The following is a 22,721-nucleotide window of genomic DNA, read 5'->3' as shown; positions in this document are numbered from 1 at the left end:
AGGTTCAACCAGTCGATGCAACACCGGCTTGTTGGAGCAACAGTAGATGCTCGTTGAACGCCTCGGCGGGTGTCTTCCATCCGAGGGTCTTGCGGGGCCGGGTATTCAGGGCGTGAGCGACGGCTTCGATCTCCTCGGCCGACCAGCACGACAGGTCGGTGCCTTTGGGGAAATACTGGCGGAGCAGGCCGTTGGTGTTCTCGTTCGTCCCGCGCTGCCAAGGCGATTGCGGGTCAGCGAAGAACACCGGGATCCCAGTCTCGATACTGAACTTGGCGTGCGCGGACATCTCCTTGCCGCGGTCCCAGGTCAGCGACCTCGCCAGTTCGGTCGGCAGTGTCGACATAGTGCTCGCCAGCGCGTCCTTCATCGTGAGCGCGCCGTAGCCGGCCAATGCGGGGCCGTTCCTCGGCGTCTCCTTATGCCTGTAGCCCTCCTCACGCGGAAGGTGGACCAGCATCGTGAACTTGGTCGTGCGGTCGACGACGGTGCCGATCGCCGAGCGTTCCAGCCCGATCAGCAGGTCGCCTTCCCAGTGGCCGGGAACGGCACGGTCCTCGGCTTCAGCGGGGCGTTCGCTGATCAGCGTCTCGGGCGTGACGTGTGCCCAGGTCTTGCGCCGTGATCGCTCCCGCGGCGCCCGCAACGCGCGGCCAGTGCGCAGGCACCAGACCAGCTCGCGCTTCAACGCGCCGCGGCCCTCGATGTAGAGCGACTGGTAGATCGCCTCGTGGCTGATGCGCATGGATTCATCATCGGGGAAGTCGACCCTGAGCCGGTTACTGATCTGTTCCGGGCTCCACGCCGACGACCACCCGCGATGCTTGCGGTGGGGCTTGTTGATGCCGGTGAACCGTGGTGGCTCCGGACCGCGGACGACCTTGCCGTCCGGCGTCTTGATCTGTCCCGACAGCCGCTCGTGAACATAGGCATGCAGGCGAGGGTTGGCGACGAGTTTTGCGGGCTTGGGGCGCTTGGCCGCCATGTCGGCCTTCCACTGCGCGACCGACGCCCGATAGCCGGTACTTCCCGCGCGGGTGGCGGCGTTGCGGCGTAGCTCGCGTGACACCGTTGCGGGGTCGCGGCCGATGGCTCGGGCGATCTCGCGCACGCCCTTGTTCTGGGCCTTGAGCAGCGCGATCTCCTCACGCTCAGCGAACGACAGGTACCGGCCTGTGGCCTTGAACGTCAGATCGAACGGCGCCATGCCGCCAGCGTGGCGGAACCACCGCTGACCGACCGCTTGCGCCACGCCGACCGTCGCGGCGGCCTCGATGGGCAGAAAGCCATTGGCGATCTCGGCCCAGAACGCGGCCTCGACATGACGCTGGAACTTCGGGTGCCCCGGCGACCGAAGCTTCGGCCGGATCGCTCGATCTGCTGCTTGCTGACGACGTACCACTCAACACCTCCATGACGGGGTGTTGCGACGACCGATTGATTCCGCCCTGGGATCCTCTGTCGGTGTGAACTATGCAGCTGGCCACGTCACCACGTCGGGCCACCGCGTTGTTGAGTGCAGCGACGGCCAGCCGGGACTTCATCCTCGAGTCGATCGAGTAGCCCACGATCCGGTTGGAGTAGACGTCCTTGATCGCGCAGACGTAGAGCTTGCCCTCACCGGTCCAGTGCTCGGTGATGTCGCTGAGCCACAGCTGGTTCGGAACGTCAGCGGCGAAGACATGGCGGATCACGCCGTGCCTGTCGGTCACGGCACACAGGTCGTCGTGGACGGGAGGGCCGGGCTTGTTGGCCTTGCCGCGCTTGGGCTTGCCGAACGCCGACCACCAGCCCTGCTGTGAGCAGATTCGCCACGCGGTCCGCTCGGCCATTGGTTCGCCCGCTTCACGGGCCTCGTCGACGAGGAATCGGTAGCCGAACTCCGGGTCGTCGCGGTGGGCGTCGAACAGAGCATTGGCGCGGTATGCCTGCTCGAGCTCGGCATCAGTGACCGGGGCAGCCAGCCAGCGGTAGTAGGGCTGGCGAGCGATCTTGAGCACCCGGCACGTCACCGTGACGGGGATCCCGTCGCCGGCCAGCTCGCGGACGAGCGGGTACATCATTTTCCCGGCAGGTTGGCCTGCGACAGATAGGCAGCCGCCCGGCGCAGGACCTCGTTCTCCTGCTCCAGGAGCCGGATCCGCTTCTTCAACTCGCGGTTCTCGGCGTTCTCAGCCGATGTCGTCCCCGGCTTGATGCCGTCCTCGACGTCGGCGGTCTTCATCCAGTTCGTCAGGCAGGATTCGCTGATACCGAAGTCGGCAGCGATCTGCTTGAGGTGGACGCCCGGCTCACGATTTCTGGCAACCCGAACGACGTCCTCGCGGAACTCCTTGGGATACGGCTTCGGCACGGTGCACATCCTTCCAGCGGCACCTCTCGGCACCACAGATCAGATGTCACCTACTCGTGCAGCAGCCCCCCTCGCCGTCATCGACTTTCGAGACCTGCGTCTGAACGCTGACGCTCCTACGTCAGGGTTCGTGACCGGGCCCTGAACTGCCTTCTACTGCCGCGTTGCGACGAGGTCACATTGGGGCGCGGGGGGACAGGCCACGCACGCTCAGCTCAGACGAAGAAGCCCCGCCGCGGTTGGTCGAAACCCGCAAGCATCGCGGTAGAACGCCTCCAGATGCGACTCGTAGTCCACATGCAGCCACTCGCAGCCGGCCGATCGGGCTCGCCGCACCGCCGCTGCGACGACGGCTCGCCCCAAACCCTGTCGCTGGTGGGATGGATGCACGACCGTGTCGAGGAGGAAACCATGTACGCCGCCGTCCCAAACGACGTGGACGAACGCCACTAGCTCGTCACCGGCAAATGCGCCGGCCCACGTGAGGCTGTGGTGGCGAAGCCGCTTTCCCCACGGGGCGACGGTGAATGTCGTTGAACCGAACGCGAGAGCATGGAGCCGCGAGAGAGCAACATCGTCGGGCTCGAAGTCTGACCGGACCCGGGGAGCCTCGCCCATGACATGGAACGTACTCACATGTCGCGATCCGCGCACCTTGACGAGCGCTTTCGCCAGGACGGGTTTCGTCAAAGTATCCAGCGTGGAGCTCGTCGATCCTCGCTGCATCTCGACAACACGTCCCGTCCCAGCGTCGGTCCCGCTGGCGGGCCGCTGGGGAACGAGGTGCAGGCCGATCGGGGAGATCTGCCTGCATCTGGTTCCCCAAACGTCGTCGAGCTGTCGAATCAGTCCTCGTTGCTGGGGGGAGGCACGGGGATGCCGCGCTCGACCAGCAGCTCCTCGCAGCGCTCGAGGGCCGCAGCGGGTAGACCCGTTGCGTGATGAGTTCGCCGGCCACTCACCGTCACACAGGTGACAGGACACCGAGACGGACGAGAGGTTGGACGATGACGATCGACATGCGCATCGAGGAGGACGGCGTGAGCAGCCTGGCGGAGATGGACGAGGCGGCGTTCGCCGAGCTGGCTGAGCGCCACCGGCGAGAGCTGCACGTCCACTGCTACCGGATGCTCGGGTCGTTCCAGGACGCCGAGGACGCGGTGCAGGAGACGTTCCTCAAGGCTTGGCGCGCCCGGGCGACGTACGAGGGGCGAGCGACGGTCCGGGCCTGGCTCTACCGCATCGCGACCAACACCTCCCTCGACCTGCTCGCCCGGCGTCGGCCGGAGGCGGCGACCGGGGGCGAGGTGCGGTGGCTGCAGCCCTACCCCGACAGCCTCCTCGACGAGCTCCCCGCCGACGTCGCCGACGAGCCGGAGAGCCGGGCGCTCGCGCGGGAGACGATCGAGCTGGCGTACGTCGTCGCGGTGCAGCACCTCGCCCCGCGACCGCGCGCCGCGCTGATCCTGCGCGACGTGATGGGCTGGCCGGCCAAGGACGTCGCCGACCTGCTCGGCGACTCGGTCAACTCGGTCAACAGCGCGCTGCAGCGGGCCCGGGCCGGGATGCGCGAGCACCTGCCCGGAGAGAGGCAGGAGTGGACCGGTGACGAGGGCGACAGCGAGAACCGCGAGCTCGTACGCCGCTTCACCGACGCGAGCGTGGCCGCCGACATCGACACGATCGCTGCGATGATGCGCGACGACGTCCGCTACTCGATGCCGCCGTGGGAGGGCCTCGTCGTCGGTCGCGACGCGGTCGTCGCGGACTGGACGGCCAACGGCTACCCCGAGATGACCGGCCTGCGCAGTGTCCCCACGGCGGTCAACCGCCAGCCCGCGATCGCCTACTACTTGTGGAACGACGAGGCGGGTGCCCACCTCCCGCTCACGATCGACGTGCTCCGCGTCTCCGGCGACCAGGTCAGCGAGGTCACCATCTTCGACGCCGAGCGGTTCGGCTCGCTGGGCCTGCCCGAGCGGCTCCCCGCCGACGGCGGCGACCGGTGAGCGGGACTCGGGGGATCGCCGCGGTCGGGCTGGGTGCGGCGGTCGCGGCCGCTGCCCTGAACGCCGTGGTCGCCACCCTCGCCCGGGCCGCCGGGGTCGACCTCGAGGTCACCGACGGGGAGGTGATCCCGGTGTCGGGCATCGCCTTCGTCACGGTCGTCCTCAGCGTCGTCGGGCTGCTCATCGCGGCGGCCCTCGCGCGGTGGAGCAGCCGCCCGGTCCACTGGTGGTGGCGCACGACCGTGGCGCTGACCGCGGTGTCGCTGGTGCCGCCGTTCCTGGCCGCCTCCGACGCCGCCACGGCGGTGACCCTCGTCGTGCTGCACCTGCTCGCCGCGGCGGTGGTGGTCCCGACCGTCGCCCGGACCCTCCGCGCCCCGGCCTGAGCAGCGACAGCGGTCCCCGCGGGGCGCACGCACCGACCCTTGGGGGTGAGCCGACCACCCTCCCCGGATGCCTAGGGTCGGACCGACCATGCGCAGCGACGACCCGAGTGACGACCCGCGGATCCTCACGCTGACCTACACGAGCTCGGTCACCGACCTGATGTCGGTCATCGAGCTCGTCGAGCTGATCGAGCAGATCCGCCCCAAGAACGAGCGCCTCGGCGTCACCGGCCTCCTGCTCTACAGCGGTGGCAACGTCATCCAGACGCTCGAGGGGACGTCGTCGGCCGTCTACGAGGTGTTCGACGCGATCCGCGTCGACGACCGCCACGGCGCCGTACGCATCGTCGACCGTCGCTACGTGGGTGGCAGGTCGTTCGGTTCCTGGTCGATGGGCTTCCGCAACGTCTCGCAGCGTGAGGTCGTCGAGCTGCAGGACTTCAACGAGTTCGCACGGCAGTCGGTGGGCCACGACCTCGTCGACCACGCCGCCTCGGCCTTCGAGCTCCTCGAGAGCTTCCGGGTCAACACCGCCTGAGGGTGGGCGGGATCACGCGCGCCCGATGAGGTCGCACCGCGCAGTCCCGCCTAGGCTGGCCGGCGAAAGGGAGTAGTCCCCAACAGGCGTGTCGACACACTGACCTCTCCGGTCCGGCGCGCAGGGCCACCTCACGGTGGCGGACGAGACTTTCGACCAGATTCACACGACCCCACCCGGACGTGCCTGGTCGAAGGCGCGTCCCGGCTCCCGGGGTCACCTCCGGCCGGGCCGGAGAGGAGCTCCCATGGACGCGCTGCTCATCAGCACCGCCGTCATCTTCGTCGCCGAGCTCGGCGACAAGTCGCAGCTCATGGCGATGACGTTCGCCACGCGCTACCGCGCCCGCGACGTCATCATCGGCATCACGGTCGCCACGGCCATCGTGCACCTCGCCTCCGTCGGCATCGGCGCCGCGATCGGCGAGGCCTTCGGCGACTACCAGCCATCGATCAACATCGCCGCCGGGCTCGCGTTCCTGTTCTTCGCGGCCTGGACGCTGCGCGGCGACGAGCTCACCGACGACGAGGCCGACAAGGCCCGCACCAGCCAGGGCGCGGCCGTCCTCGCCGTCGGCATCGCCTTCTTCCTCGCCGAGCTCGGCGACAAGACCATGCTCGCCACCATCACCCTCGCCACCCACGAGGGCTGGTTCGGCACCTGGATCGGGTCGACCGTCGGGATGGTGGCCGCCGACGCGCTCGCCATCGCTGCCGGTGCCCTCCTCGGCCGCAACCTGCCGGAGAAGGCGATCAGGATCGGCGCCACGGCGGCGTTCGTCATGTTCGGCCTGCTGCTGGTGGTCCAGGGCGTCCGGGGCCTCTGAGGCGTCCCACCCTCAGGTGGGGGCGGGCTTCGGACCCGGTCGTAGGGTCGAGGACATGCAGACGCGCACTCTCGGCAACCAGCAGGTCGGCGCCATCGGGCTCGGCCTGATGACCTTCGACCAGACCGGCACCCAGCCCCGCCAGCAGCTCCTCGACACCGTCTCCGCCGCCCTCGACGCGGGCGTCACGCTCCTCGACACCGCCGACGCCTACGGCCCCGGCGACGAGAAGGGCGCCGGTGCGCAGGGCGAGAACGAGCGGCTGATCGCCTCGATCCTCGACGAGCTCGGTGTCCGCGACCGGGTCCTGCTGGCCACCAAGGGCGGCCACGTCCGCACCGAGGGCGGCGGCTGGGACACCGACAGCTCCGCCGCCCACCTCCGCGAGGCCGTCGACGCGAGCCTGCAGCGCCTGGGCGTGGAGCAGATCGCGCTCTGGCAGCACCACCGCCCGGACCCGAAGGTCCCCTACGACGAGGTGATCGGCAGCCTCAAGGAGATTGCCGACAGCGGCAAGGTCGCCCGCGTCGGGCTCTCCAACGCCGACCCCCAGCAGATCCGCGACGCCCACGCCGTCCTCGGTGACGCGCTGGTCAGCGTGCAGAACCAGTTCAGCCCGAAGTTCCGGTCGAGCAGGCCCGAGATCGACGTCTGCGAGGAGCTCGGCCTGGCCTTCCTGCCGTGGAGCCCGCTCGGCGGCCTGTCCGACGCCAAGGAGCTCGCCGACAAGCACCCCGCCTTCGCCGAGATCGCGCAGGAGCGCGGGGTGAGCGCCCAGCAGGTCGCCCTGGCGTGGGAGCTCGCCCAGTCGCCGGTCGTGATCCCGATCCCGGGCGCCAAGCGGCCCTCGTCGATCACCGACTCGGCCGCCGCGGCGGACATCGAGCTCACCGCCGACGAGATCTCGCGCCTCGACGCGAGCTGACCCCGGAGGACGCCATGGCCCGCCCCGCCCTCACCCGCGCGGTCGACACGGTCCTCGACCGCTCGGTCGTCCTCGGCTACACGACGGTCGGCCTGGCGGTGCGGCGGGCGCTGCCCGGCTGGCCCGCCGACCCGCTGCCGCGGTCGCTCGAGGGCCGGCACGTGCTGGTCACCGGCGCGAGCTCCGGCCTCGGGGCCGCGACCGTCGACGGGCTGGCCGGCCTCGGCGCGGTGGTGCACATGCTGGTGCGCGACGAGGCCAAGGGGGCCGGGGTCGCCGACCGGATCCGGGCCGCGCACCCCGGCGTCGAGCTGCAGTTGTGGCGGTGCGACGTCGCCGACCTCGACGACGTACGACGCTTCGCGACCGGCTTCGCCGCCGAGGTGCCGGACCTCCACGCGGTGGTGCACAACGCGGGCGTGATGCCACCCGAGCGCACCGAGTCGCCCCAGGGCCTCGAGCTCAGCATGGCGGTCCACCTCGTCGGGCCCGTGGTGATGACCGAGGCGCTGCGCGGACCGCTCGCGGCCGGCGCCACCGGTGGGCGGGTCGTGCTGGTCAGCAGCGGCGGGATGTACGGCCAGCCGCTGCGGGCCGATGACCCCGGCTACGCCACCGGCGACTACTCACCGACGACGTCGTACGCCCGGTCCAAGCGCTGGCAGGTCGAGATGGCGCCGCTGCTCGCCGACCGCTGGTCCGCCGACCGGATCACCGTCGCGACGATGCACCCGGGCTGGGCCGACACCCCCGGCGTACGCGAGTCGCTGCCGACGTTCCGCCGGATCACCCGCCCGGTGCTGCGTGACGACGCGCAGGGCGCCGACACCAGCGTCTGGCTCACGGCCGTCGAGCCCGCCCCGCCGACCGGTCGCTTCTGGCACGACCGGGTCGAGCGTCCCACCAACCTCCTGCCGACGACCCGGGCCAGCGACGCAGACCGGGCTCGCGCCTGGGCGTGGCTGCAGGACGCGGCCGGGCTGGACGGACCCGCGGCCACCTAGGGTGTCGCGGGTGCTGAGCCTGCAGATCGACGACGCCCGCCTGACCGACCTCGAGCCCTGGCACGCCGAGCAGCTGGCCGGGCTGTTCCGCGCGCACGGCGACGACTTCTATGACTGGCTGCCGTGGGAGGGCTTCGAGGACGTCGACGGGGCCCGCGGCTTCATCGAGTCCTTCGCCAAGGCGCGCGGCGAGGGCACCCGCCGGCTCTACGGCATCTGGGTCGAAGGGGAGCTCGTCGGCGGCACGCTCTTCCCGAGCATCAACGCCCGCTCCCGGACCGCGGAGGCGGGTGTCTTCCTCGCCGCGTCCGCCCGTGGCCGCGGGATCGTCACCCGCGCCGTCGCCGCCATGCTCGACTGGGCGTTCGTCGAGCGCGGCCTGCACCGCGTCGAGTGGCGCTGCGCGCCGGGCAACCACGCCAGCCGCCGCGTCGCCGAGCGCCTCGGCTTCACCCACGAGGGCACCCTGCGCGAGGTGTTCCCCGTGCGTGAGGAGCGCCAGGACCTGGAGGTCTGGGCGCTCCTCGCGCGCGAGTGGTCCGGCCTGCCGCCCCGCGTCGGGTAGTCCAGTGGGTTGTGGCTGCTGGCGGGGGTAGTCCAGTGGGTTCTGGTCGTTGCCGGGCCCTTGAGTTCAAGGGGCTAACGCAACACCTCTCATGAGGAGGTTGTGATGGCTTACTTGATGGCGGCACGTCGAGGGTTGTGGGAGTGCATCGCGGCGGGCTGCTCGGTGGAGGAGGCTGCCTCGCGTGTCGGTGTGCCGGTCACGACGGCACGGCGGTGGTTTCGTGAGGCTGGCGGTGTGAAGCAGTTACCCAGCCGCAGGGCGGCCACGTACCGACGCTTGTCGATGCTCGAGCGTGAGTGGATCCATGCCGCGATGGAGCGTGAGGAGTCGATCCGCGAGATCGCGCGAGCCTTGAGCAGGTCGCCCTCGACGATCAGCCGCGAGATCGCGAGGAACCTGTGCAACCAGAACTACGGCCGCCCGGCCCGCGATGGCAGACGACGCTCCATGCCGTGGAACTACTCCCCGCACCTGGCACAGGTCGGTGCGGAGCGTCGGGCTCGCGGCAAGGGCCGCCCGGCGAAGCTGACGCTCAACGAGCGACTGCGTCGGGAGGTGCAGTCCAGACTGGCCCGCAAGCACAGTCCGGAGCAGATCGCCCGGCGGCTGCGTAAGAAGTTCCCCGACCAGCCGGAGATGTGGGTGTCACACGAGACGATCTACCAGTCGATCTACGTCCAGGGCCGCGGCGCTCTCAAGCGTGAGTTGGCGGTGTGTCTACGCACCGGGCGCGCCATCCGCAGACCCCGCCGCAGTGGCGAGGCACGCCGCGGCCGGATCAAGGACATGGTCAACATCAGCGAGCGTCCCGCCGAGGTCGAGGACCGGGCCGTGCCCGGACACTGGGAGGGCGACCTGATCACCGGCAAGGAGAACAAGTCCGCGATCGGCACCCTGGTCGAGCGGACCACGGGCTTCGTGATGCTGTTGCACCTGCCCGAACGCCACGGTGCAATCGAGGTCCAAGAAGCGATGATCCAGACCCTCGCCCAGCTCCCCGATCGGCTGCGGGGCAGCGTCACCTGGGACCAGGGCATCGAGATGGCCAACCACGCCCAGATCACCTTGGCCACCGACGTGAAGATCTACTTCTGCGACCCCGCTTCACCTTGGCAGCGCGGCCTGAACGAGAACACCAACGGGCTCCTGCGCCAGTACTTCCCCAAGGGCACCGATCTGTCCGGATACCACCCCGACTACTTGGCCTACGTCGCGAACGAGCTCAACGACCGACCACGCAAACGTCTGGACTGGGACACCCCCACCGAAGCCCTCACCGCCCTACTGTCGAAACCAACAGATCCAGACGGTGTTGCGCTAGCAGGTTGATTTCGCCGCCGGTTTCCCAGCCACTTTCCACGGGACTACCCACCGGCGGCCGAGGGGCAGCCACTTCCCACTGGACTACCCCGCCCGGCCGCACCGCGTCAGACCTTGGTCTCCGGCCGCGACCGCGGGCGATCGTCGCGGATCGGTCCGGGGGTGCTGCCGTTGACGCGGGCGACCTCGCCGGCGACCTCGGCAGCGAGCAGCCGGCGTTCGGCGCGCTCCATCAGCCAGTTCTCGTGGAGGAGGGCCTTGCCGGTCGCCACCATCATCCCGATCATCACGAGGCTGAACGGGAGCGCCAGCAGGATCGCCATGGTCTGGAGGGCGCTGAGCCCGTCGCCCCCGGTCACCGCGCCGGCGATCAGGAGGGTCGCGGCGACCACTCCTTCCATGACCGCCCAGAAGATGCGGCTCCACACCGGCGGCTCGGGGTCGCCGCCGCTGGCCAGCATGTCGACCACGAACGACCCGGAGTCCGAGCTGGTCACGAAGAACACGATGACCAGGATCATCGCCACGACGCTCAGCAGGCCGGAGGCCGGCAGGCCCCCGAGGAACTGGAAGAGCGCTGCGTCGGTGGACACCGCGCCGTCCTCGCCGATCAGGCCACCCTCGCCGAACATCTCGCGGTAGATGGCGGACCCGCCCAGCACCGAGAACCACAGGAAGGTGACGAGGGTGGGCACCAGCAGCACGCCGGTGACGAACTCACGCACGGTGCGGCCGCGGGAGATGCGGGCGATGAACACGCCGACGAACGGCGCCCAGCTCATCCACCAGCCCCAGTAGAAGGTGGTCCAGCCGGACAGCCAGCTGCGTCCCTCCTCGCCCTGGAAGCTCATCGTGCGGAAGGAGAGCTCGAAGAAGTTGCGGAGGTAGGAGCCGATCTGCTGGACGAAGTCGCCCAGGATGAAGACGGTCGGGCCGAGGATGGCCACGACGACCAGCAGCGCGGCCGCCATGCCCATGTTGATGTTGGACAGCCACTTGATGCCCTTGTCGACGCCGGTGGCGACGGAGACGATCGCGATGGCGCTGATGCCGACGATGAGCAGCACCTTGAGGGTGGTCGAGGACTCGTCGACCACGCCGAGGTAGGCGAGGCCCGCGCCGACCTGGCTGACGCCGAAGCCGAGCGAGGTCGCGACGCCGAAGAGCGTGCCGACGATGGCGATCACGTCGATGACGTCACCGAGGGTGCCCTTGACCCGGTCGCCGAAGATCGGCTCGAGCGCCCAGCGGATCGACACCGGGCGGCCCTTGCGGTGCACGGCGTAGGCGATCGAGAGACCCACGACGACGTAGATGCCCCAGGCGTGCAGACCCCAGTGCAGGAAGGTGCTGTCCATCGCGGCGCGGGCGGCCGCGGCCTCGCCGTCGGCCGTGCCGGGCGGAGGGGACGCGAAGTGGTTGAGCGGCTCGGCGACGCCCCAGAAGACCAGGCCGATGCCCATGCCGGCCGCGAAGAGCATCGCGAACCAGGACTTGAGGCCGAACTCGGGCTCCTCGTCGTCCTTGCCCAGCACCACCCGGCCCAGGGGTGAGTAGGCCACCCACAGGGAGAAGGCGATGAACGCGCTGACCAGGAGGACGTAGAACCACCCGAGGTCGCCGATGACCGTGTCGTTGAGCGTGGTGAGGGTGTCGCCGAGGCGCTCGGGGAGGGCCACGGCGAGCACGACGAACACCGAGATGATGGCAGCGGCAGGCCAGAACACCCGGGGCGCGGTGATGGCGGAGTCGGGTCGGAGGCCTGCCTGCACGGGCACCTCGGCCTCGCGCGGTGTCGCCGGTGGACTGTCTGGGGAGCTGGACACGTGTCTTCCTCACTGGTGGATCGGTCGGTCTGGGTCCGAGAGCCCGGTGACCATTCCACAGATCAACGTCCTGAAACCCGGGTGACGTCCCTCCCCGGGGAAGTGGTCAAAACTGTCACAAAGAAACTTGACTGGTTCAAGAAAGGGGGGCAGGGTGGGCGGAGATGGACGACAGCGAGTTCGAGCACCTGCTTCGCGGGGCTGACCTGAGGGTCACCCGTCCGCGTCTCGCCGTGCTCCGCGCCGTGCGCCGTCAGCCGCACGCCGACACCGGCAGCGTCCTCGCCGCGGTGCGCACCGAGGAGCCGACCGTCTCCCACCAGGCGGTGTACGACGTCCTCGGCGCGCTCACCGACTCGGGGCTGGTCCGCCGGATCCAGCCCGCCGGCTCCGTGGCCCGCTACGAGCTGCGCGTCGGCGACAACCACCACCACGTGGTCTGCCGCTCGTGCGGCGTCGTCGCCGACGTCGACTGCGCGGTCGGCGTACGTCCTTGTCTCGACGCCTCCGACACCCACGGCTTCGTCATCGACGAGGCCGAGGTCACCTACTGGGGCCTGTGCCCCGCCTGCACCGTTCCCGCCCCACCGACGAAAGGTTCGCCATGACCGACAGCCAGGACACCACCCCCGAGAGCCCCCAGGGGGTCGACCGGAAGGCCGAGGCCGGCTGCCCGGTCATGCACGACTCCGCGACCGCGCAGGGCAGCGAGAGCGAGAACCCGGTCATCGACTCGCCGGACCCGAAGGGTCACCGCCCGCGCACCAACCAGGACTGGTGGCCCAACCAGCTCGACCTGTCGGTGCTCCACGCCCACTCGCCGAAGGGCAACCCGCTGGGTGCCGACTTCAGCTATCGCGACGAGTTCGCCAAGCTCGACGTCGAGGCGCTCAAGTCCGACATCGCCCAGACCCTGCGCACCTCGCAGGACTGGTGGCCCGCCGACTTCGGCCACTACGGCGGCCTGATGATCCGGATGAGCTGGCACTCGGCCGGCACCTACCGCGTGCACGACGGCCGCGGTGGCGCGGGCGACGGCGGCCAGCGCTTCGCCCCCCTCAACTCCTGGCCCGACAACGCCAACCTGGACAAGGCGCGCCGCCTGCTGTGGCCGGTGAAGCAAAAGTACGGCCAGAAGATCTCGTGGGCCGACCTGCTGGTGCTCGCGGGCAACGTGGCCCTCGAGGACATGGGCTTCGAGACCTTCGGCTTCGCCTTCGGTCGTGAGGACGTGTGGGAGCCCGAGGAGATCTTCTGGGGTCCCGAGGACACCTGGCTCGGCGACGAGCGCTACTCCGGCGAGCGCGAGCTCGGCGACGGCCTCGGCGCCGTCCAGATGGGCCTGATCTACGTCAACCCCGAGGGCCCCAACGGCAACCCGGACCCGGTCGCCTCGGCCCGCGACATCCGCGAGACCTTCGCCCGGATGGCGATGAACGACGAGGAGACCGTCGCCCTCATCGCCGGCGGCCACACCTTCGGCAAGACCCACGGCAACGGCGACGCCGACCTCATCGGCCCCGAGCCCGAGGGCGCGCCGCTGGAGAACCAGGGCCTCGGCTGGATCAGCTCGTACGGCTCGGGCAAGGCCGGTGACACGATCACCTCCGGCCTCGAGGTGACCTGGACCGACAAGCCGACGCAGTGGAGCAACCGCTACTTCGAGATCCTGTTCGGCTACGAGTGGGAGCTCACCGAGAGCCCGGCCGGCGCCAAGCAGTGGGTCGCCAAGACCGACGACGCGATCATCCCCGACGCGCACGACCCGTCGAAGAAGCACCGCCCGACGATGCTGACGTCCGACCTCGCGCTGCGCGAGGACCCGGCGTACGAGAAGATCTCGCGTCGCTTCCTGGAGAACCCGGACGAGTTCGCGAAGGCGTTCGCCAAGGCCTGGTACAAGCTGCTGCACCGTGACATGGGCCCGGTCGGCCCGCACCTGCTCGGTCCCTGGGTCCCCGAGGCCCAGCTCTGGCAGGACCCGGTCCCGCCCGTCGAGGGCGAGCTGATCGGCGACGCCGACGTCGCGTCCCTCAAGGGCAAGCTGCTCGACTCCGGCCTGTCGGTGTCGCAGCTGGTCGGGCTCGCGTGGGCCTCCGCCGCGACCTACCGCCACACCGACCGCCGCGGCGGCGCCAACGGCGCACGCATCCGCCTCGAGCCGCAGCGCAGCTGGGCGGCCCACGCCGACCTTGACCTCGACACGTCCCTCGCGGCGATCGAGCGCGTGCAGCAGGAGTTCAACGCAGCCGGCGGTGCGCAGGTCTCGCTGGCCGACCTCATCGTCCTCGGTGGCGCCGCGGCGATCGAGAAGGCGGCCGAGGACGCCGGTCACGACGTGACGGTTCCCTTCACCCCGGGTCGTACGGACGCCTCGCAGGAGGAGACCGACGTCGACTCCTTCCGCTGGCTCGAGCCCCGCGCCGACGGCTTCCGCAACTGGCTGCGCCAGGGCGAGAAGCTGCAGCCCGAGAAGCTGCTCGTCGAGAAGGCCTACATGCTCGGCCTCTCGGCACCGCAGATGACGGTCCTGCTCGGCGGTCTCCGCGCCCTCGGCGCCAACGCCGGCGGCACCGCCCACGGCGTGCTCACCGACCGGCCCGGCGCGCTGACCAACGACTTCTTCGCCAACCTGCTGTCCCCGGGCACGCAGTGGAAGGCGTCGCAGTCCGACGAGGGCGCCTACGAGATCCGCGACCTCGCCTCGGGTGACGTGAGGTGGACGGCCACCGCGGTCGACCTCGTGCTGGGCTCCAACTCCCAGCTGCGGGCGCTCGCCGAGGTCTACGCCAGCGAGGACGCGGGCGACAAGTTCGTCAGCGACTTCGTCGCCGCGTGGGCCCAGGTCATGGACAACGACCGTTTCGACCTGCGCTGACCCCTGCTCGACCAGCGGCCCGGACTCCCTCGCGGGGTCCGGGCCGCTGCGCGTGTCAGCCCGGGTCCGGGACCGCCGCCTCGTCGCCGACCCGGATCGTGCCCGACGACAGCAGCCGGAAGACGGTCCCGCCGCGGGGTGAGCGGAGTGCCTGCATCGCACCGTCGCCGAGCCAGTCGTCGAGGAGCCGGCACGGGGCGGCGATGCGCACCACCTCGAGCTCGACGCCGGCGATGCTGATCCGCTCGCCCGGTCGCGTCGGGATCGGCCCGTGGTCCAAGGTGATGTTGCGCCGGGTGAGCCCGGGGTCGACGGGGCGGCCGAGCACCTCGGCCGCGGCCTCCAGGTCGTCGAGCGCCTGCACGGTCACGTGCCGGTGCCGGGCGCCGTGGTAGCGATCACCCACCAGGCCGACGCCCGCCTCGGCCTCCACCGACCCGACCCGCCTGGTCGGGATCTTCCGACCGGGGGCGACGTGGATGGCGTGCACGCGAGAGCTCACGGGTGCGACCGTACGTCGCCTCCGCAATGCGGGTCGCGCCCGTCCGGCTCCAGCGGCATGATCGTCGGATGGCCGACCTGAGCGATCCGAAGGACGCACTCCTGCACTACCTCCAGCGCACGCGCGAGGCGCTGCTGTGGAAGCTCGACGGGCTCGGCGAGCGCGACCTGCGGCTGCCGCGCACCCCGACTGGCACCAACCTGCTGGGCATCGTCCGGCACGTCGCCAACGTCGAGATCGGCTACTTCGGGCCGACGTTCGGGCGCGAGTGGCCCGACCCCGACCACCCGCTCGTGGTGTCCGACCAGGACTACGACGCCGACCCCCAGGCGGACTGGTGGGTGCCGGCCTCCGTGTCGGCGGAGCACGTCGCCGACTTCTACCGATCCGTGTGGACGTTCAGCGACGTGACCGTCGCCGGCCTCCCGTTCGACGCCTCAGGCGCCGTCGCCTGGTGGCCGCCGAAGAGGCGGGAGGTGACCCTGCACCGGATCCTCGTGCACGTCCTGGCCGACACCACCCGCCATGCCGGCCACGCCGACGTCCTGCGCGAGGGCATCGACGGCGCCGCCGGGCTCCGGTCGGAGGTCACCAACCTGCCCGACGTCGACTGGCCGGCGTACGTCACCCGGCTGACGCGCGTCGCCGAGGAGTTCCCGGCCTGACGCCAGGACTGCCACGGAACTGTCACACCTCTGTCGTTGAGGTCGACCGGGGCCGCTGGTTGCATCCTGGGGATGAACCCGGATGCGACGGTCCTGGCCACGCAGTGGGAGTGGATCTCCACTGTCGAGAGTGCGATCAACTCGGCCTTCGACCCGATCGCCGAGGCGGTGGCCTCGGTGATCTTCTACGCGCCGACGATCGCGGGGGTCACCTTCCCCCTGATCGTGCTGTGGCTCGTGGTGGCCGCGATCGTCTTCACGATCTACTTCAGGGGTATCCAGTTCACGTCCTGGCGCACCAGCCTCGACCTGGTGCGCGGGAAGTTCTCGCGGGCGAGCGACCCCGGCGAGGTGACCCACTTCCAGGCGCTGTCCTCGGCGGTGTCGGGCACGGTCGGGCTGGGCAACATCGCCGGTGTCGGCGCGGCGGTCACGATCGGTGGTCCGGGCGCGACGTTCTGGATGATCATCGCCGGCCTCTTCGGCATGTGCACGAAGTTCGTCGAGTGCACGCTCGGCGTGAAGTACCGCGAGGTGCACGAGGACGGCACCGTCACCGGGGGCCCGTTCCGCTACCTCCCGATCGCGTTCGAGCGGTTCGGCAGCGGCGCCTCCCGCACCCTCACCGTCATCTTCGCCGTCGCGCTGTTCCTCTTCGGAGCCGTCGGCGGCAACATGTTCCAGGCCAACCAGACCTTCGCGCAGGCGCAGGAGGTCACCGGCGGTGAGGACGGCTTCCTCGGCTCCTCGGGTTCCGCGCTGATCTTCGGCCTCGTGCTGGCGTTCCTCGTCGGCGCCGTGATCATCGGCGGCATCACCTCCATCGCCCAGGTGACCTCCCGACTCGTCCCCGCGATGGCGCTGCTCTACCTCGGCACCTGCCTGCTCGTCATCCTCGGCAACCTCGTCAACGTCCCCGCCGCCATCGCCGAGATCATCTCCGGCGCCTTCAACCCCGAGGGCGTCGCCGGCGGCGCCATCGGCGTCCTCATCATCGGCTTCCAGCGGGCAGCCTTCTCCAACGAGGCCGGGGTCGGCTCCGCACCCATCGCCCACTCGGCGGTGAAGACCAAGCACCCGGTCAGCGAGGGCTTCGTGGCGATGCTCGAGCCGTTCATCGACACCGTCGTCATCTGCACCATGACCGCCCTGACGATCGTCATCGCCGACTCGGCCTACTACGACGAGCAGCGCGAGGTCGTCGCCGGCGGCGGTCCCACGCCGGATGGCGTCGTGGTCACCTCACGCGCCTTCGAGACCTTCCTGCCGCAGTTCCCGGTGATCCTGGCCATCGCGGTGGCGCTCTTCGCGTTCTCCACCCTGATCACCTGGTCCTACTACACGATGAAGGCCTGGACCGAGCTCTTCGGACGGTCCCGGCGCAGCGAGGCGATCTTCAAGGTCGTCTTCTGCACCTTCACCGTCATCGGCAGCGTCATCACCTTCACCTCGGTCATCACCTTCGCCGACTCGATGCTCTTCGTCTGCGCGATCGTCAACCTGCTGGGCTGCTACCTGCTCCTGCCCAAGGTGCGCGAGGAGCTGCGGTCCTTCCGGGAGGGTCGTCGTACGGGCGAGATCACGGAGGTCCCGGTCGAGGAGCGCGCCACGACCTGAGGGGCGGCCCGTCCTCGCCCACGCCCAGGGGCGCGGACAGCTGGGCGTACGTCGTGACGGCGAGGGCGGTGACGAGGGCGATGCCGGCCAGGACGACCCCGGCGTCGAGGAAGCCCGACCAGCCCCCGCCGGGGCGTACGCCGACCGCGAGGAGGCCGGCGGCGGCGAGCACGACGCCGGTGGTCGCGAAGATGCGGTGCGGGCGGCTGGGATCGACGCCCGTCATGCCGCCTCGCAGCACGCTCCACACGACCAGGACCGCGGTGCCCCACGCCAGGCACACGAGCACGGCGCCCACGATGTCCGCGGGCCGGTGCCAGCTGGCGACGAGCATCGCGGTGGCCGTGACGGTGATCGCGGCCGAGCCCACGAGGGACACCGTGGTGCGCGCCTGACCCGGTACGACGAGCAGGGCCGCGAGCACCAGCGACACGACCACCGTCGCGTGGCCGCTCGGGTAGCTCGCGACGGTGAGGTTGCCGAAGTCGGGCCGCTCGGACCAGGCCTTCAGCGCCTGGGTGGTCAGGTTGGCGCCGACGACGAGCGTGGCCGCCGCTGCGGCAGCGGCATAGCGCCGGCGCAGCAGGGCCGTGGCCATCAGCAGGACGACGGCGAGCGCGACGGAGCCCAGCGAGACGTTGCCGAGCACGGCGACCAGCTGGCGGGTGGCGGCCCGGTCCCCGACGACGGCGTCCATGCCCACCTGGTCGAGGGCCTGGCCCAGACGGGTCTGCTGGCTGCGGTCGCCCAGCCACAGCAGGGCCACCCAGCTCAGCAGGCAGACGCCGAGACAGGCCGCGGTGCTGCGCCAGCGTTGCCACTGCTCCTGGGCGGGGCGCACCACCGCGGCGATGCGCTCCGTCGTCATGCCGTCATCGTGGCACGCCGACGAAGGGGCCTCAGGCGGGCATCCGGGCGTCGAGGAAGCGGACCGTGCGGTCCATCGCGGCGATGAACGCCGGGCCGAACGCGTGCCCGTCGTCGTACCACTCCAGGGTGGCGTCGACCCCGGCCTGCGTCATCGCGCGCTGGGTGGCACGCGCCCACGGGGGCGGGCAGGTGTCGTCGAAGCGGCCGTGCACCATCAGCACCGGCTCGGTGATCTCGCCGAAGAGCGGCCGGGGCGAGACGCCGCGCCAGAACTCCGGGTCGTCGGCCGGCAGCCCGTGCCGTCCGCGGAACTCGGCCTCCAGCTCGGCCAGTGGGGCGTCCGGGCGCTGGAACTGGGCGAAGTTCTCCGCCTCCAGGCTGGAGACCGAGGCCCACCCGACGCCGGCGGCGAAGAGACCGGGCTCGGCGGCGAGCGCCTTCATCATCACGCCGCCGCCCATCGACCGCCCGAAGAGCGCGATGCGTTCGGGGTCGACCCGTACGTCGCGCGAGTCCCGCAGGGCGTGGAGCGCGGCGATCGTGTCGGCTGCGTAGCCGAGCCGGACGGCCTGCTCGATGCGCGGGTCGTCGGTCGACTCGGCGTGGTTGCGGTAGTCGACGTGCAGCGCGACGTAGCCGCGCTGGGCCAGGAAGCCGCGCTCGCGCGTCATGCCCTGGCCGCGGACGTAGTAGGCCGGGTCGATGTAGCCGTGCGCCAGCACCACCGCCGGCCATCCCTGACCACTCCGGGGCCCGCGCCCGGTCGGCACGTTGAGCACGCCGCTGATCCGCAGCGGCTCGGTGCCGCGCCCCATGGTGGTCGAGGCGAAGGTGACGTCGTACGACGTGTAGGCGGACGTGCGCTCGCGCACCGCGCCCAGCCGCAGGCCGCCGCCGGTCAGGTCGGCCTGCGCCAGGGCGGCCATCGACACCGGGTGCGCCGGCTCGGGCTCCGCGGTCTGCTGCTCCGTGGGCTCCTCGGTCGGCTCGTCCGGCTCGGCCGTGGCGGTGCTGGTCGGGCTGCTCGGGCTGCTCGGGTCTGCTGATGAGCCGGGCAGGTCGGCCTCACCCGCGTCGCTCGAGCAGCCAGCGAGCAGCACGAGGACCGCGGCGACGGTCGCGACCGGACCGGCGGGTCGGGGCCGGAGGGCGGTCATGCGCTCCAGTGTGCGTCACCGGTCCCAGCGGCTCCGGTCACATCCGCGGCCGCTGGTGCGTCGACTGGTCGAGACGACCTGCACGCGGAAGGGTGGGACCCATGGACCGGACCGAGGCCTTCGAGGCCGAACGTCCCCGGCTGCTCGGCATCGCGACGCGCGTGCTGGGAGACCATGCCGAGGCGGAGGACGTGGCGCAGCAGGCGTGGCTGCGGCTCGACCGGGCCGTCACCCGCGACGGCACCGAGATCGACAACCTGGCGGCCTGGCTGACCACCGTCACCACGCGCCTCTGCCTCGACCGGCTCCGTTCCCGGACGCCCGTCCCGGTCGAGGACCCGCACCTCGAGGACGCCGCCCTCGACCCGTCGTCCGAGCCGGTGGCCGACCCCGCGGACGACGTCGCGCTGGCCGACACGGTCGGCATCGCGCTGCAGGCGGTCATCGACCGGCTGTCACCGCGTGAGCGCGTCGCCTTCGTGCTGCACGACAGCTTCGGCTTCGACTTCGCCACCATCGGCGCGGTCCTCGACACCTCACCCGTCGCGGCTCGCAAGCTCGCCTCGCGTGCCCGGGCCAAGGTCGCCCAGCCGGCGCCCGAGGACGCGCTGGCCGACTGGGAGGTCGTCGACGCCTTCATGGCCGCGGCCCGGGGCGGCGACCTCGAACGGCTCCTGCAGCTGCTCGCACCCGACGCGGTCGTCGGTGCCGACGAGGCTGCGGTGCTCGCCGGGACCCCCGCCTCCATCGAGGGGCGCGACGAGGTCGCGGCGTTCTTCAACGGCAGTGCGCAGGCGGCGATGGCCGTCTTCGTGGGCGACCGTCCGGCGTCGGCCTGGTTCCACCGGGGCGCGGCCGCCGTCGTCTTCGACTTCGAGGTCGTCGACGGGCGGGTCCGGGCGATCACCTTCCGCGCCGAGCCGTCCGTGCTGGCCAGGGTCGTCCGCCGCGACGGGCCCTCGGTCCGGTGACGCGTCGTGCGGTCACACCCGCGCGACGGCGTACGTCAGTGAAGTGAAGCCACACCAGGAGGAGAGACCGACATGAAGACCATGACCTGCCGCCAGCTCGGCGGCCCCTGCGACGTCGCCCACCGCGGCGAGACCCATGACGACGTGATCAACGCGCAGGACCAGCATCTCAAGCAGGCCGAGAAGGAGGGCGACGCCGCCCACCAGCCCGCGCGCGACGAGATGAAGGCCCGCTGGCGGCACCCGAAGAAGTCGCTCGGGTGGTACCGCGACATGAAGGCCGCCTTCGCCGCCCTTCCCGAGGGCTGAGGCAGGAGAGAAGGCGCGCGGTCAGCGGGAGCGGCGGTCGGACAGGACCCACGCGGCGCCGGACGCAGCCGCGGTCACGCCGAGGACGGACGGCCAGGTGCCGACCTTCTTCGCCAGCGGGTGGGACACGCCCATCGCGGTCCAGTAGGCCGCCGTGAGGCCGGCGACCAGCGGCGCCCCGCCGACGGCGTACCACTGCCGCGCCGCGACGAGGTTCGCGCCGAGCATCGCGGCCCCGCCGAGGGGACGGACGCCGGTCCGCTGGGCGAGGGCGAACCCGCCGACGAGGCCGCCGGCGAGCAGGGGGGCGGTGGGGACGCGGGAGAGGTCGGGCACGCGACGAGCCTAGCGAGGGGTCGTACGACGACCGTCCGACCGCAGGGCGCAGGTCTGGGACAGCCCCATCGCCCAGCACCCCGGGCACCCGCGCAGCAGCACCACGGCCGGCACGGCGAGGAGGAGCGCGAGCGGCCCCCACCAGGCCACCAGGACGAAGGCGGCCACCAGCAACGGCAGGCCGACCGCCCCGCGGACGAGGTGCTCGGGGACGCTGCGGCTGGCGAACAGGAGGTCGAGGTCACGCACGGGGGTGTTCGGCGCCGGGTGCCCGGTCGGATGGCCCGCACGCTCAGCCGCGTTCCGGCACCTGTTCGTCCGGAACCCGGCCTAGCGTGACGCCATGAGCACTGACGAGACGTCCGGCCCTTGGGTCCCGCCGCCGTGGGAGCCCCCGATCGACGGCACCGAGGCCGAGCACCTGACCGGGGCGCTGGGCCGCATGCGCGCCACGCTGCGGTGGAAGGCCGACGGCCTCGACGAGGCGGGCCTGCGCCACCGGCTCCCGTCGTCGGCGCTCTCGCTGGGTGGGCTGCTCCTCCACCTCGCGATGGCGGAGGACTACTACCTGACGACGAAGCTGCGCGGCGAGGAGCTCGTCGAGCCGTGGCGCTCGCTCGGCCACGACGGCACCGACGAGTGGGAGTTCACCACCGAGCAGCTCGGCGCCGCCGAGACGTACGCCGTCTTCGACGAGGCGATCGTGCGCAACACCGCCAGGATCGAGGTGGCCCTGGCCGAGGGCGGCCTCGACCTCCTCGCCCACGTCGACGACGGCAACGGCAACCACCCGCGCCTGCGCCGCCTGCTGGTCGACCTGCTCGAGGAGTACAGCCGGCACACCGGCCACGCCGACCTGCTCCGCGAGGCCGTCGACGGCCGGGTGGGCGAGGACCCGCCGGAGGACTGGCGACCGGCCTGGCTCTGACGGGTCGGGCCGGACCAGGGGGCTACTCGCTGGGCTCCGGGGTGTCGACGTTGATGTCGGAGCAGTCGACCTTCGGGTTGAGGCCGGTGTAGTTGAGCGGCCCGGCGACGATGTTGAGCGCGATGTCACCGGCCTCGGAGCAGTTGGACGGGGTGTCCTCGAAGTAGCCGCGCTGGAACGCGGCGAACGCGCCGATGGCGAGCCAGATGACGAGCAGGATGCCGATCAGTCGTCCCATGGGACCTCCCTCGATCTCACGGCCGGGTGGCCGGGTCGAGGCGAGTCTGCGCCGCCGGCCGACGGAGTGCCACCCTCCCAGGGGTAGGCGGGCCTAGGGTGCGCGCATGACGTTCTTCACGGTGGGCTTCTCGCTGCTGGCTGCGCTCCTCCACGTCTACATCTGGGTGCTCGAGTCGTTCCGCTGGACCCACCCGGCCACGCGTCGGACCTTCGGCACGTCGGAGTCCGAGGCCGAGATCACCCGACCGATGGCCTACAACCAGGGCTTCTACAACCTCTTCCTGGCGATCATCACTCTCGTCGGCCTGGCGCTGCTGAAGACGGAGCACTGGGTCGGTTCGGCTCTCGCGCTGGCGGGCACCGGTTCGATGCTCGCCGCGGCGGTCGTGCTCGTCACCCACGACCGGAGGATGCTGCGTCCGGCGCTCATCCAGGGCACCCTGCCGGCCCTCGCCGTGCTCTTCCTGCTGCTCGAGCTGTAGGGGACCGCCCG

General features: G+C 70.9%; 25 protein-coding genes and 1 pseudogene. 16 read left to right on the top strand and 10 right to left on the bottom strand.

The genetic code is table 11. The features are described 5' to 3' along the window. Nucleotides 1-4: 4 nt before the first annotated feature. From ACNKF0_RS22075 to ACNKF0_RS22065, 3 genes and pseudogenes are all read right to left on the bottom strand, one after another. The gene (locus tag ACNKF0_RS22075) at nucleotides 5-1,207 is read right to left on the bottom strand and encodes an IS30 family transposase (RefSeq protein ID WP_232820091.1); all 1,203 of its coding nucleotides are present in this window, start codon (nucleotides 1,205-1,207) and stop codon (nucleotides 5-7) included. A 241-nt stretch (nucleotides 1,208-1,448) separates the two neighbouring features. Continuing rightward, nucleotides 1,449-2,353 (bottom strand): annotated as a pseudogene (locus tag ACNKF0_RS22070) (IS3 family transposase); the annotation flags it as partial. Between the two features lie 210 nt (nucleotides 2,354-2,563). Next, the gene (locus ACNKF0_RS22065; RefSeq protein WP_299927062.1) at nucleotides 2,564-3,043 is read right to left on the bottom strand and encodes a GNAT family N-acetyltransferase; all 480 of its coding nucleotides are present in this window, start codon (nucleotides 3,041-3,043) and stop codon (nucleotides 2,564-2,566) included. 317 nt (nucleotides 3,044-3,360) lie between these two features. On the opposite strand from ACNKF0_RS22065, the gene ACNKF0_RS22060 reads away from it, so the two are divergent. The 8 genes from ACNKF0_RS22060 to ACNKF0_RS22025 all read left to right on the top strand — a co-directional run bounded on the left by ACNKF0_RS22060 (nucleotide 3,361) and on the right by ACNKF0_RS22025 (nucleotide 9,938). Next, nucleotides 3,361-4,362: an RNA polymerase subunit sigma-70 gene (locus ACNKF0_RS22060; RefSeq protein ID WP_416954893.1), complete on the top strand. Its 1,002-nt coding sequence runs from the start codon at nucleotides 3,361-3,363 to the stop codon at nucleotides 4,360-4,362. Further along, a complete protein-coding gene (locus tag ACNKF0_RS22055) occupies nucleotides 4,359-4,748 on the top strand; it encodes a DUF6069 family protein (protein ID WP_416954892.1) in 390 nt (129 codons plus the stop codon). Before ACNKF0_RS22060 ends, ACNKF0_RS22055 begins: the two co-directional genes overlap by 4 nt. 67 nt (nucleotides 4,749-4,815) lie before the next feature. Beyond that, complete coding sequence (locus ACNKF0_RS22050; RefSeq protein WP_416954891.1) at nucleotides 4,816-5,286, top strand: BLUF domain-containing protein; 471 nt, start codon at nucleotides 4,816-4,818, stop codon at nucleotides 5,284-5,286. A 247-nt stretch (nucleotides 5,287-5,533) separates the two neighbouring features. Then, nucleotides 5,534-6,112, top strand: coding sequence for a TMEM165/GDT1 family protein (locus ACNKF0_RS22045; protein ID WP_416954890.1), 579 nt, complete (start codon nucleotides 5,534-5,536; stop codon nucleotides 6,110-6,112). 55 nt (nucleotides 6,113-6,167) lie between these two features. Beyond that, nucleotides 6,168-7,037, top strand: a complete 870-nt coding sequence (locus ACNKF0_RS22040) for an aldo/keto reductase (protein WP_416954889.1) — start codon at nucleotides 6,168-6,170, stop codon at nucleotides 7,035-7,037. A 14-nt stretch (nucleotides 7,038-7,051) separates the two neighbouring features. Further along, entirely contained in the window at nucleotides 7,052-8,041 is a 990-nt protein-coding gene (locus ACNKF0_RS22035) for an SDR family NAD(P)-dependent oxidoreductase (protein WP_416954888.1), read from the top strand. Nucleotides 8,042-8,051: 10 nt separating this feature from the next. Beyond that, nucleotides 8,052-8,606 (top strand): GNAT family N-acetyltransferase, encoded by a 555-nt coding sequence (locus tag ACNKF0_RS22030; protein ID WP_416954887.1) that lies wholly within the window; start codon nucleotides 8,052-8,054, stop codon nucleotides 8,604-8,606. 285 nt (nucleotides 8,607-8,891) lie between these two features. Then, nucleotides 8,892-9,938 carry an IS30 family transposase gene (locus ACNKF0_RS22025; protein WP_416958607.1) on the top strand — a complete coding sequence of 349 codons (1,047 nt, stop codon included), beginning with the start codon at nucleotides 8,892-8,894 and terminating at the stop codon, nucleotides 9,936-9,938. A 98-nt stretch (nucleotides 9,939-10,036) separates the two neighbouring features. Here the strand turns inward: ACNKF0_RS22025 and ACNKF0_RS22020 are convergent, their stop codons facing one another. Next, nucleotides 10,037-11,755: a BCCT family transporter gene (locus ACNKF0_RS22020; protein WP_299927026.1), complete on the bottom strand. Its 1,719-nt coding sequence runs from the start codon at nucleotides 11,753-11,755 to the stop codon at nucleotides 10,037-10,039. A 164-nt stretch (nucleotides 11,756-11,919) separates the two neighbouring features. On the opposite strand from ACNKF0_RS22020, the gene ACNKF0_RS22015 reads away from it, so the two are divergent. Both ACNKF0_RS22015 and katG read left to right on the top strand, forming a co-directional pair. Next, nucleotides 11,920-12,363, top strand: coding sequence for a Fur family transcriptional regulator (locus ACNKF0_RS22015; protein WP_299927023.1), 444 nt, complete (start codon nucleotides 11,920-11,922; stop codon nucleotides 12,361-12,363). After that, entirely contained in the window at nucleotides 12,360-14,633 is a 2,274-nt protein-coding gene (katG, locus tag ACNKF0_RS22010; protein WP_416954886.1) for a catalase/peroxidase HPI, read from the top strand. The genes ACNKF0_RS22015 and katG overlap by 4 nt, the downstream gene beginning before the upstream one ends. 55 nt (nucleotides 14,634-14,688) lie before the next feature. Here the strand turns inward: katG and ACNKF0_RS22005 are convergent, their stop codons facing one another. Continuing rightward, entirely contained in the window at nucleotides 14,689-15,135 is a 447-nt protein-coding gene (locus ACNKF0_RS22005; RefSeq protein ID WP_416954885.1) for an MOSC domain-containing protein, read from the bottom strand. Between the two features lie 68 nt (nucleotides 15,136-15,203). On the opposite strand from ACNKF0_RS22005, the gene ACNKF0_RS22000 reads away from it, so the two are divergent. Next, entirely contained in the window at nucleotides 15,204-15,800 is a 597-nt protein-coding gene (locus ACNKF0_RS22000; RefSeq protein WP_416954884.1) for a DinB family protein, read from the top strand. 72 nt (nucleotides 15,801-15,872) lie between these two features. Continuing rightward, nucleotides 15,873-17,417, top strand: a complete 1,545-nt coding sequence (locus ACNKF0_RS21995) for an alanine/glycine:cation symporter family protein (protein WP_416954883.1) — start codon at nucleotides 15,873-15,875, stop codon at nucleotides 17,415-17,417. On the opposite strand, the gene ACNKF0_RS21990 is transcribed toward ACNKF0_RS21995, so the two are convergent. After that, entirely contained in the window at nucleotides 17,380-18,285 is a 906-nt protein-coding gene (locus tag ACNKF0_RS21990; RefSeq protein WP_416954882.1) for a phosphatase PAP2 family protein, read from the bottom strand. The two genes, ACNKF0_RS21995 and ACNKF0_RS21990, sit on opposite strands and share 38 nt — an antisense overlap. A 31-nt stretch (nucleotides 18,286-18,316) precedes the next feature. After that, nucleotides 18,317-19,444 (bottom strand): alpha/beta hydrolase family protein, encoded by a 1,128-nt coding sequence (locus ACNKF0_RS21985; protein WP_416954881.1) that lies wholly within the window; start codon nucleotides 19,442-19,444, stop codon nucleotides 18,317-18,319. A gap of 101 nt (nucleotides 19,445-19,545) precedes the next feature. Between ACNKF0_RS21985 and ACNKF0_RS21980 the strand changes: the two genes are divergently transcribed. Continuing rightward, complete coding sequence (locus ACNKF0_RS21980) at nucleotides 19,546-20,415, top strand: sigma-70 family RNA polymerase sigma factor (RefSeq protein WP_416954880.1); 870 nt, start codon at nucleotides 19,546-19,548, stop codon at nucleotides 20,413-20,415. A gap of 72 nt (nucleotides 20,416-20,487) precedes the next feature. Then, nucleotides 20,488-20,724 (top strand): DUF1059 domain-containing protein, encoded by a 237-nt coding sequence (locus ACNKF0_RS21975; protein ID WP_416954879.1) that lies wholly within the window; start codon nucleotides 20,488-20,490, stop codon nucleotides 20,722-20,724. A 21-nt stretch (nucleotides 20,725-20,745) separates the two neighbouring features. On the opposite strand, the gene ACNKF0_RS21970 is transcribed toward ACNKF0_RS21975, so the two are convergent. Both ACNKF0_RS21970 and ACNKF0_RS21965 read right to left on the bottom strand, forming a co-directional pair. Continuing rightward, nucleotides 20,746-21,060 (bottom strand): hypothetical protein, encoded by a 315-nt coding sequence (locus ACNKF0_RS21970; protein ID WP_416954878.1) that lies wholly within the window; start codon nucleotides 21,058-21,060, stop codon nucleotides 20,746-20,748. Between the two features lie 9 nt (nucleotides 21,061-21,069). After that, nucleotides 21,070-21,309: a hypothetical protein gene (locus ACNKF0_RS21965; protein ID WP_299926995.1), complete on the bottom strand. Its 240-nt coding sequence runs from the start codon at nucleotides 21,307-21,309 to the stop codon at nucleotides 21,070-21,072. 94 nt (nucleotides 21,310-21,403) lie between these two features. Here ACNKF0_RS21965 and ACNKF0_RS21960 point away from each other — a divergent pair, with 94 nt between their 5' ends. Next, nucleotides 21,404-21,988, top strand: a complete 585-nt coding sequence (locus tag ACNKF0_RS21960; RefSeq protein ID WP_416954877.1) for a DUF664 domain-containing protein — start codon at nucleotides 21,404-21,406, stop codon at nucleotides 21,986-21,988. A gap of 22 nt (nucleotides 21,989-22,010) precedes the next feature. Here the strand turns inward: ACNKF0_RS21960 and ACNKF0_RS21955 are convergent, their stop codons facing one another. Continuing rightward, nucleotides 22,011-22,226, bottom strand: a complete 216-nt coding sequence (locus tag ACNKF0_RS21955; protein WP_416954876.1) for a hypothetical protein — start codon at nucleotides 22,224-22,226, stop codon at nucleotides 22,011-22,013. 106 nt (nucleotides 22,227-22,332) lie between these two features. Between ACNKF0_RS21955 and ACNKF0_RS21950 the strand changes: the two genes are divergently transcribed. Beyond that, a complete protein-coding gene (locus ACNKF0_RS21950) occupies nucleotides 22,333-22,710 on the top strand; it encodes a DUF1304 domain-containing protein (protein ID WP_416954875.1) in 378 nt (125 codons plus the stop codon). Nucleotides 22,711-22,721: the final 11 nt, after the last annotated feature.

The organism is Nocardioides sp. T5, assembly GCF_048161455.1.
Lineage (GTDB): Bacteria > Actinomycetota > Actinomycetes > Propionibacteriales > Nocardioidaceae > Nocardioides.
This window is presented reverse-complemented; position numbering and strand designations above follow the sequence as displayed.

Excerpts from the sequence above, each read along its gene's own strand:
- ACNKF0_RS22075 (WP_232820091.1), bottom strand. The coding sequence starts at position 1,207 with ATGGCGCCGTTCGATCTGACGTTCAAGGCCACAGGCCGGTACCTGTCG.
- ACNKF0_RS22060 (WP_416954893.1), top strand. The coding sequence starts at position 3,361 with ATGACGATCGACATGCGCATCGAGGAGGACGGCGTGAGCAGCCTGGCG.
- ACNKF0_RS22050 (WP_416954891.1), top strand. The coding sequence starts at position 4,816 with ATGCCTAGGGTCGGACCGACCATGCGCAGCGACGACCCGAGTGACGAC.
- ACNKF0_RS22045 (WP_416954890.1), top strand. The coding sequence starts at position 5,534 with ATGGACGCGCTGCTCATCAGCACCGCCGTCATCTTCGTCGCCGAGCTC.
- ACNKF0_RS22040 (WP_416954889.1), top strand. The coding sequence starts at position 6,168 with ATGCAGACGCGCACTCTCGGCAACCAGCAGGTCGGCGCCATCGGGCTC.
- ACNKF0_RS22035 (WP_416954888.1), top strand. The coding sequence starts at position 7,052 with ATGGCCCGCCCCGCCCTCACCCGCGCGGTCGACACGGTCCTCGACCGC.
- ACNKF0_RS22025 (WP_416958607.1), top strand. The coding sequence starts at position 8,892 with ATGCTCGAGCGTGAGTGGATCCATGCCGCGATGGAGCGTGAGGAGTCG.
- ACNKF0_RS22015 (WP_299927023.1), top strand. The coding sequence starts at position 11,920 with ATGGACGACAGCGAGTTCGAGCACCTGCTTCGCGGGGCTGACCTGAGG.
- katG (WP_416954886.1), top strand. The coding sequence starts at position 12,360 with ATGACCGACAGCCAGGACACCACCCCCGAGAGCCCCCAGGGGGTCGAC.
- ACNKF0_RS22000 (WP_416954884.1), top strand. The coding sequence starts at position 15,204 with ATGGCCGACCTGAGCGATCCGAAGGACGCACTCCTGCACTACCTCCAG.
- ACNKF0_RS21995 (WP_416954883.1), top strand. The coding sequence starts at position 15,873 with ATGAACCCGGATGCGACGGTCCTGGCCACGCAGTGGGAGTGGATCTCC.
- ACNKF0_RS21990 (WP_416954882.1), bottom strand. The coding sequence starts at position 18,285 with ATGACGACGGAGCGCATCGCCGCGGTGGTGCGCCCCGCCCAGGAGCAG.
- ACNKF0_RS21985 (WP_416954881.1), bottom strand. The coding sequence starts at position 19,444 with ATGACCGCCCTCCGGCCCCGACCCGCCGGTCCGGTCGCGACCGTCGCC.
- ACNKF0_RS21980 (WP_416954880.1), top strand. The coding sequence starts at position 19,546 with ATGGACCGGACCGAGGCCTTCGAGGCCGAACGTCCCCGGCTGCTCGGC.
- ACNKF0_RS21975 (WP_416954879.1), top strand. The coding sequence starts at position 20,488 with ATGAAGACCATGACCTGCCGCCAGCTCGGCGGCCCCTGCGACGTCGCC.
- ACNKF0_RS21960 (WP_416954877.1), top strand. The coding sequence starts at position 21,404 with ATGAGCACTGACGAGACGTCCGGCCCTTGGGTCCCGCCGCCGTGGGAG.
- ACNKF0_RS21955 (WP_416954876.1), bottom strand. The coding sequence starts at position 22,226 with ATGGGACGACTGATCGGCATCCTGCTCGTCATCTGGCTCGCCATCGGC.
- ACNKF0_RS21950 (WP_416954875.1), top strand. The coding sequence starts at position 22,333 with ATGACGTTCTTCACGGTGGGCTTCTCGCTGCTGGCTGCGCTCCTCCAC.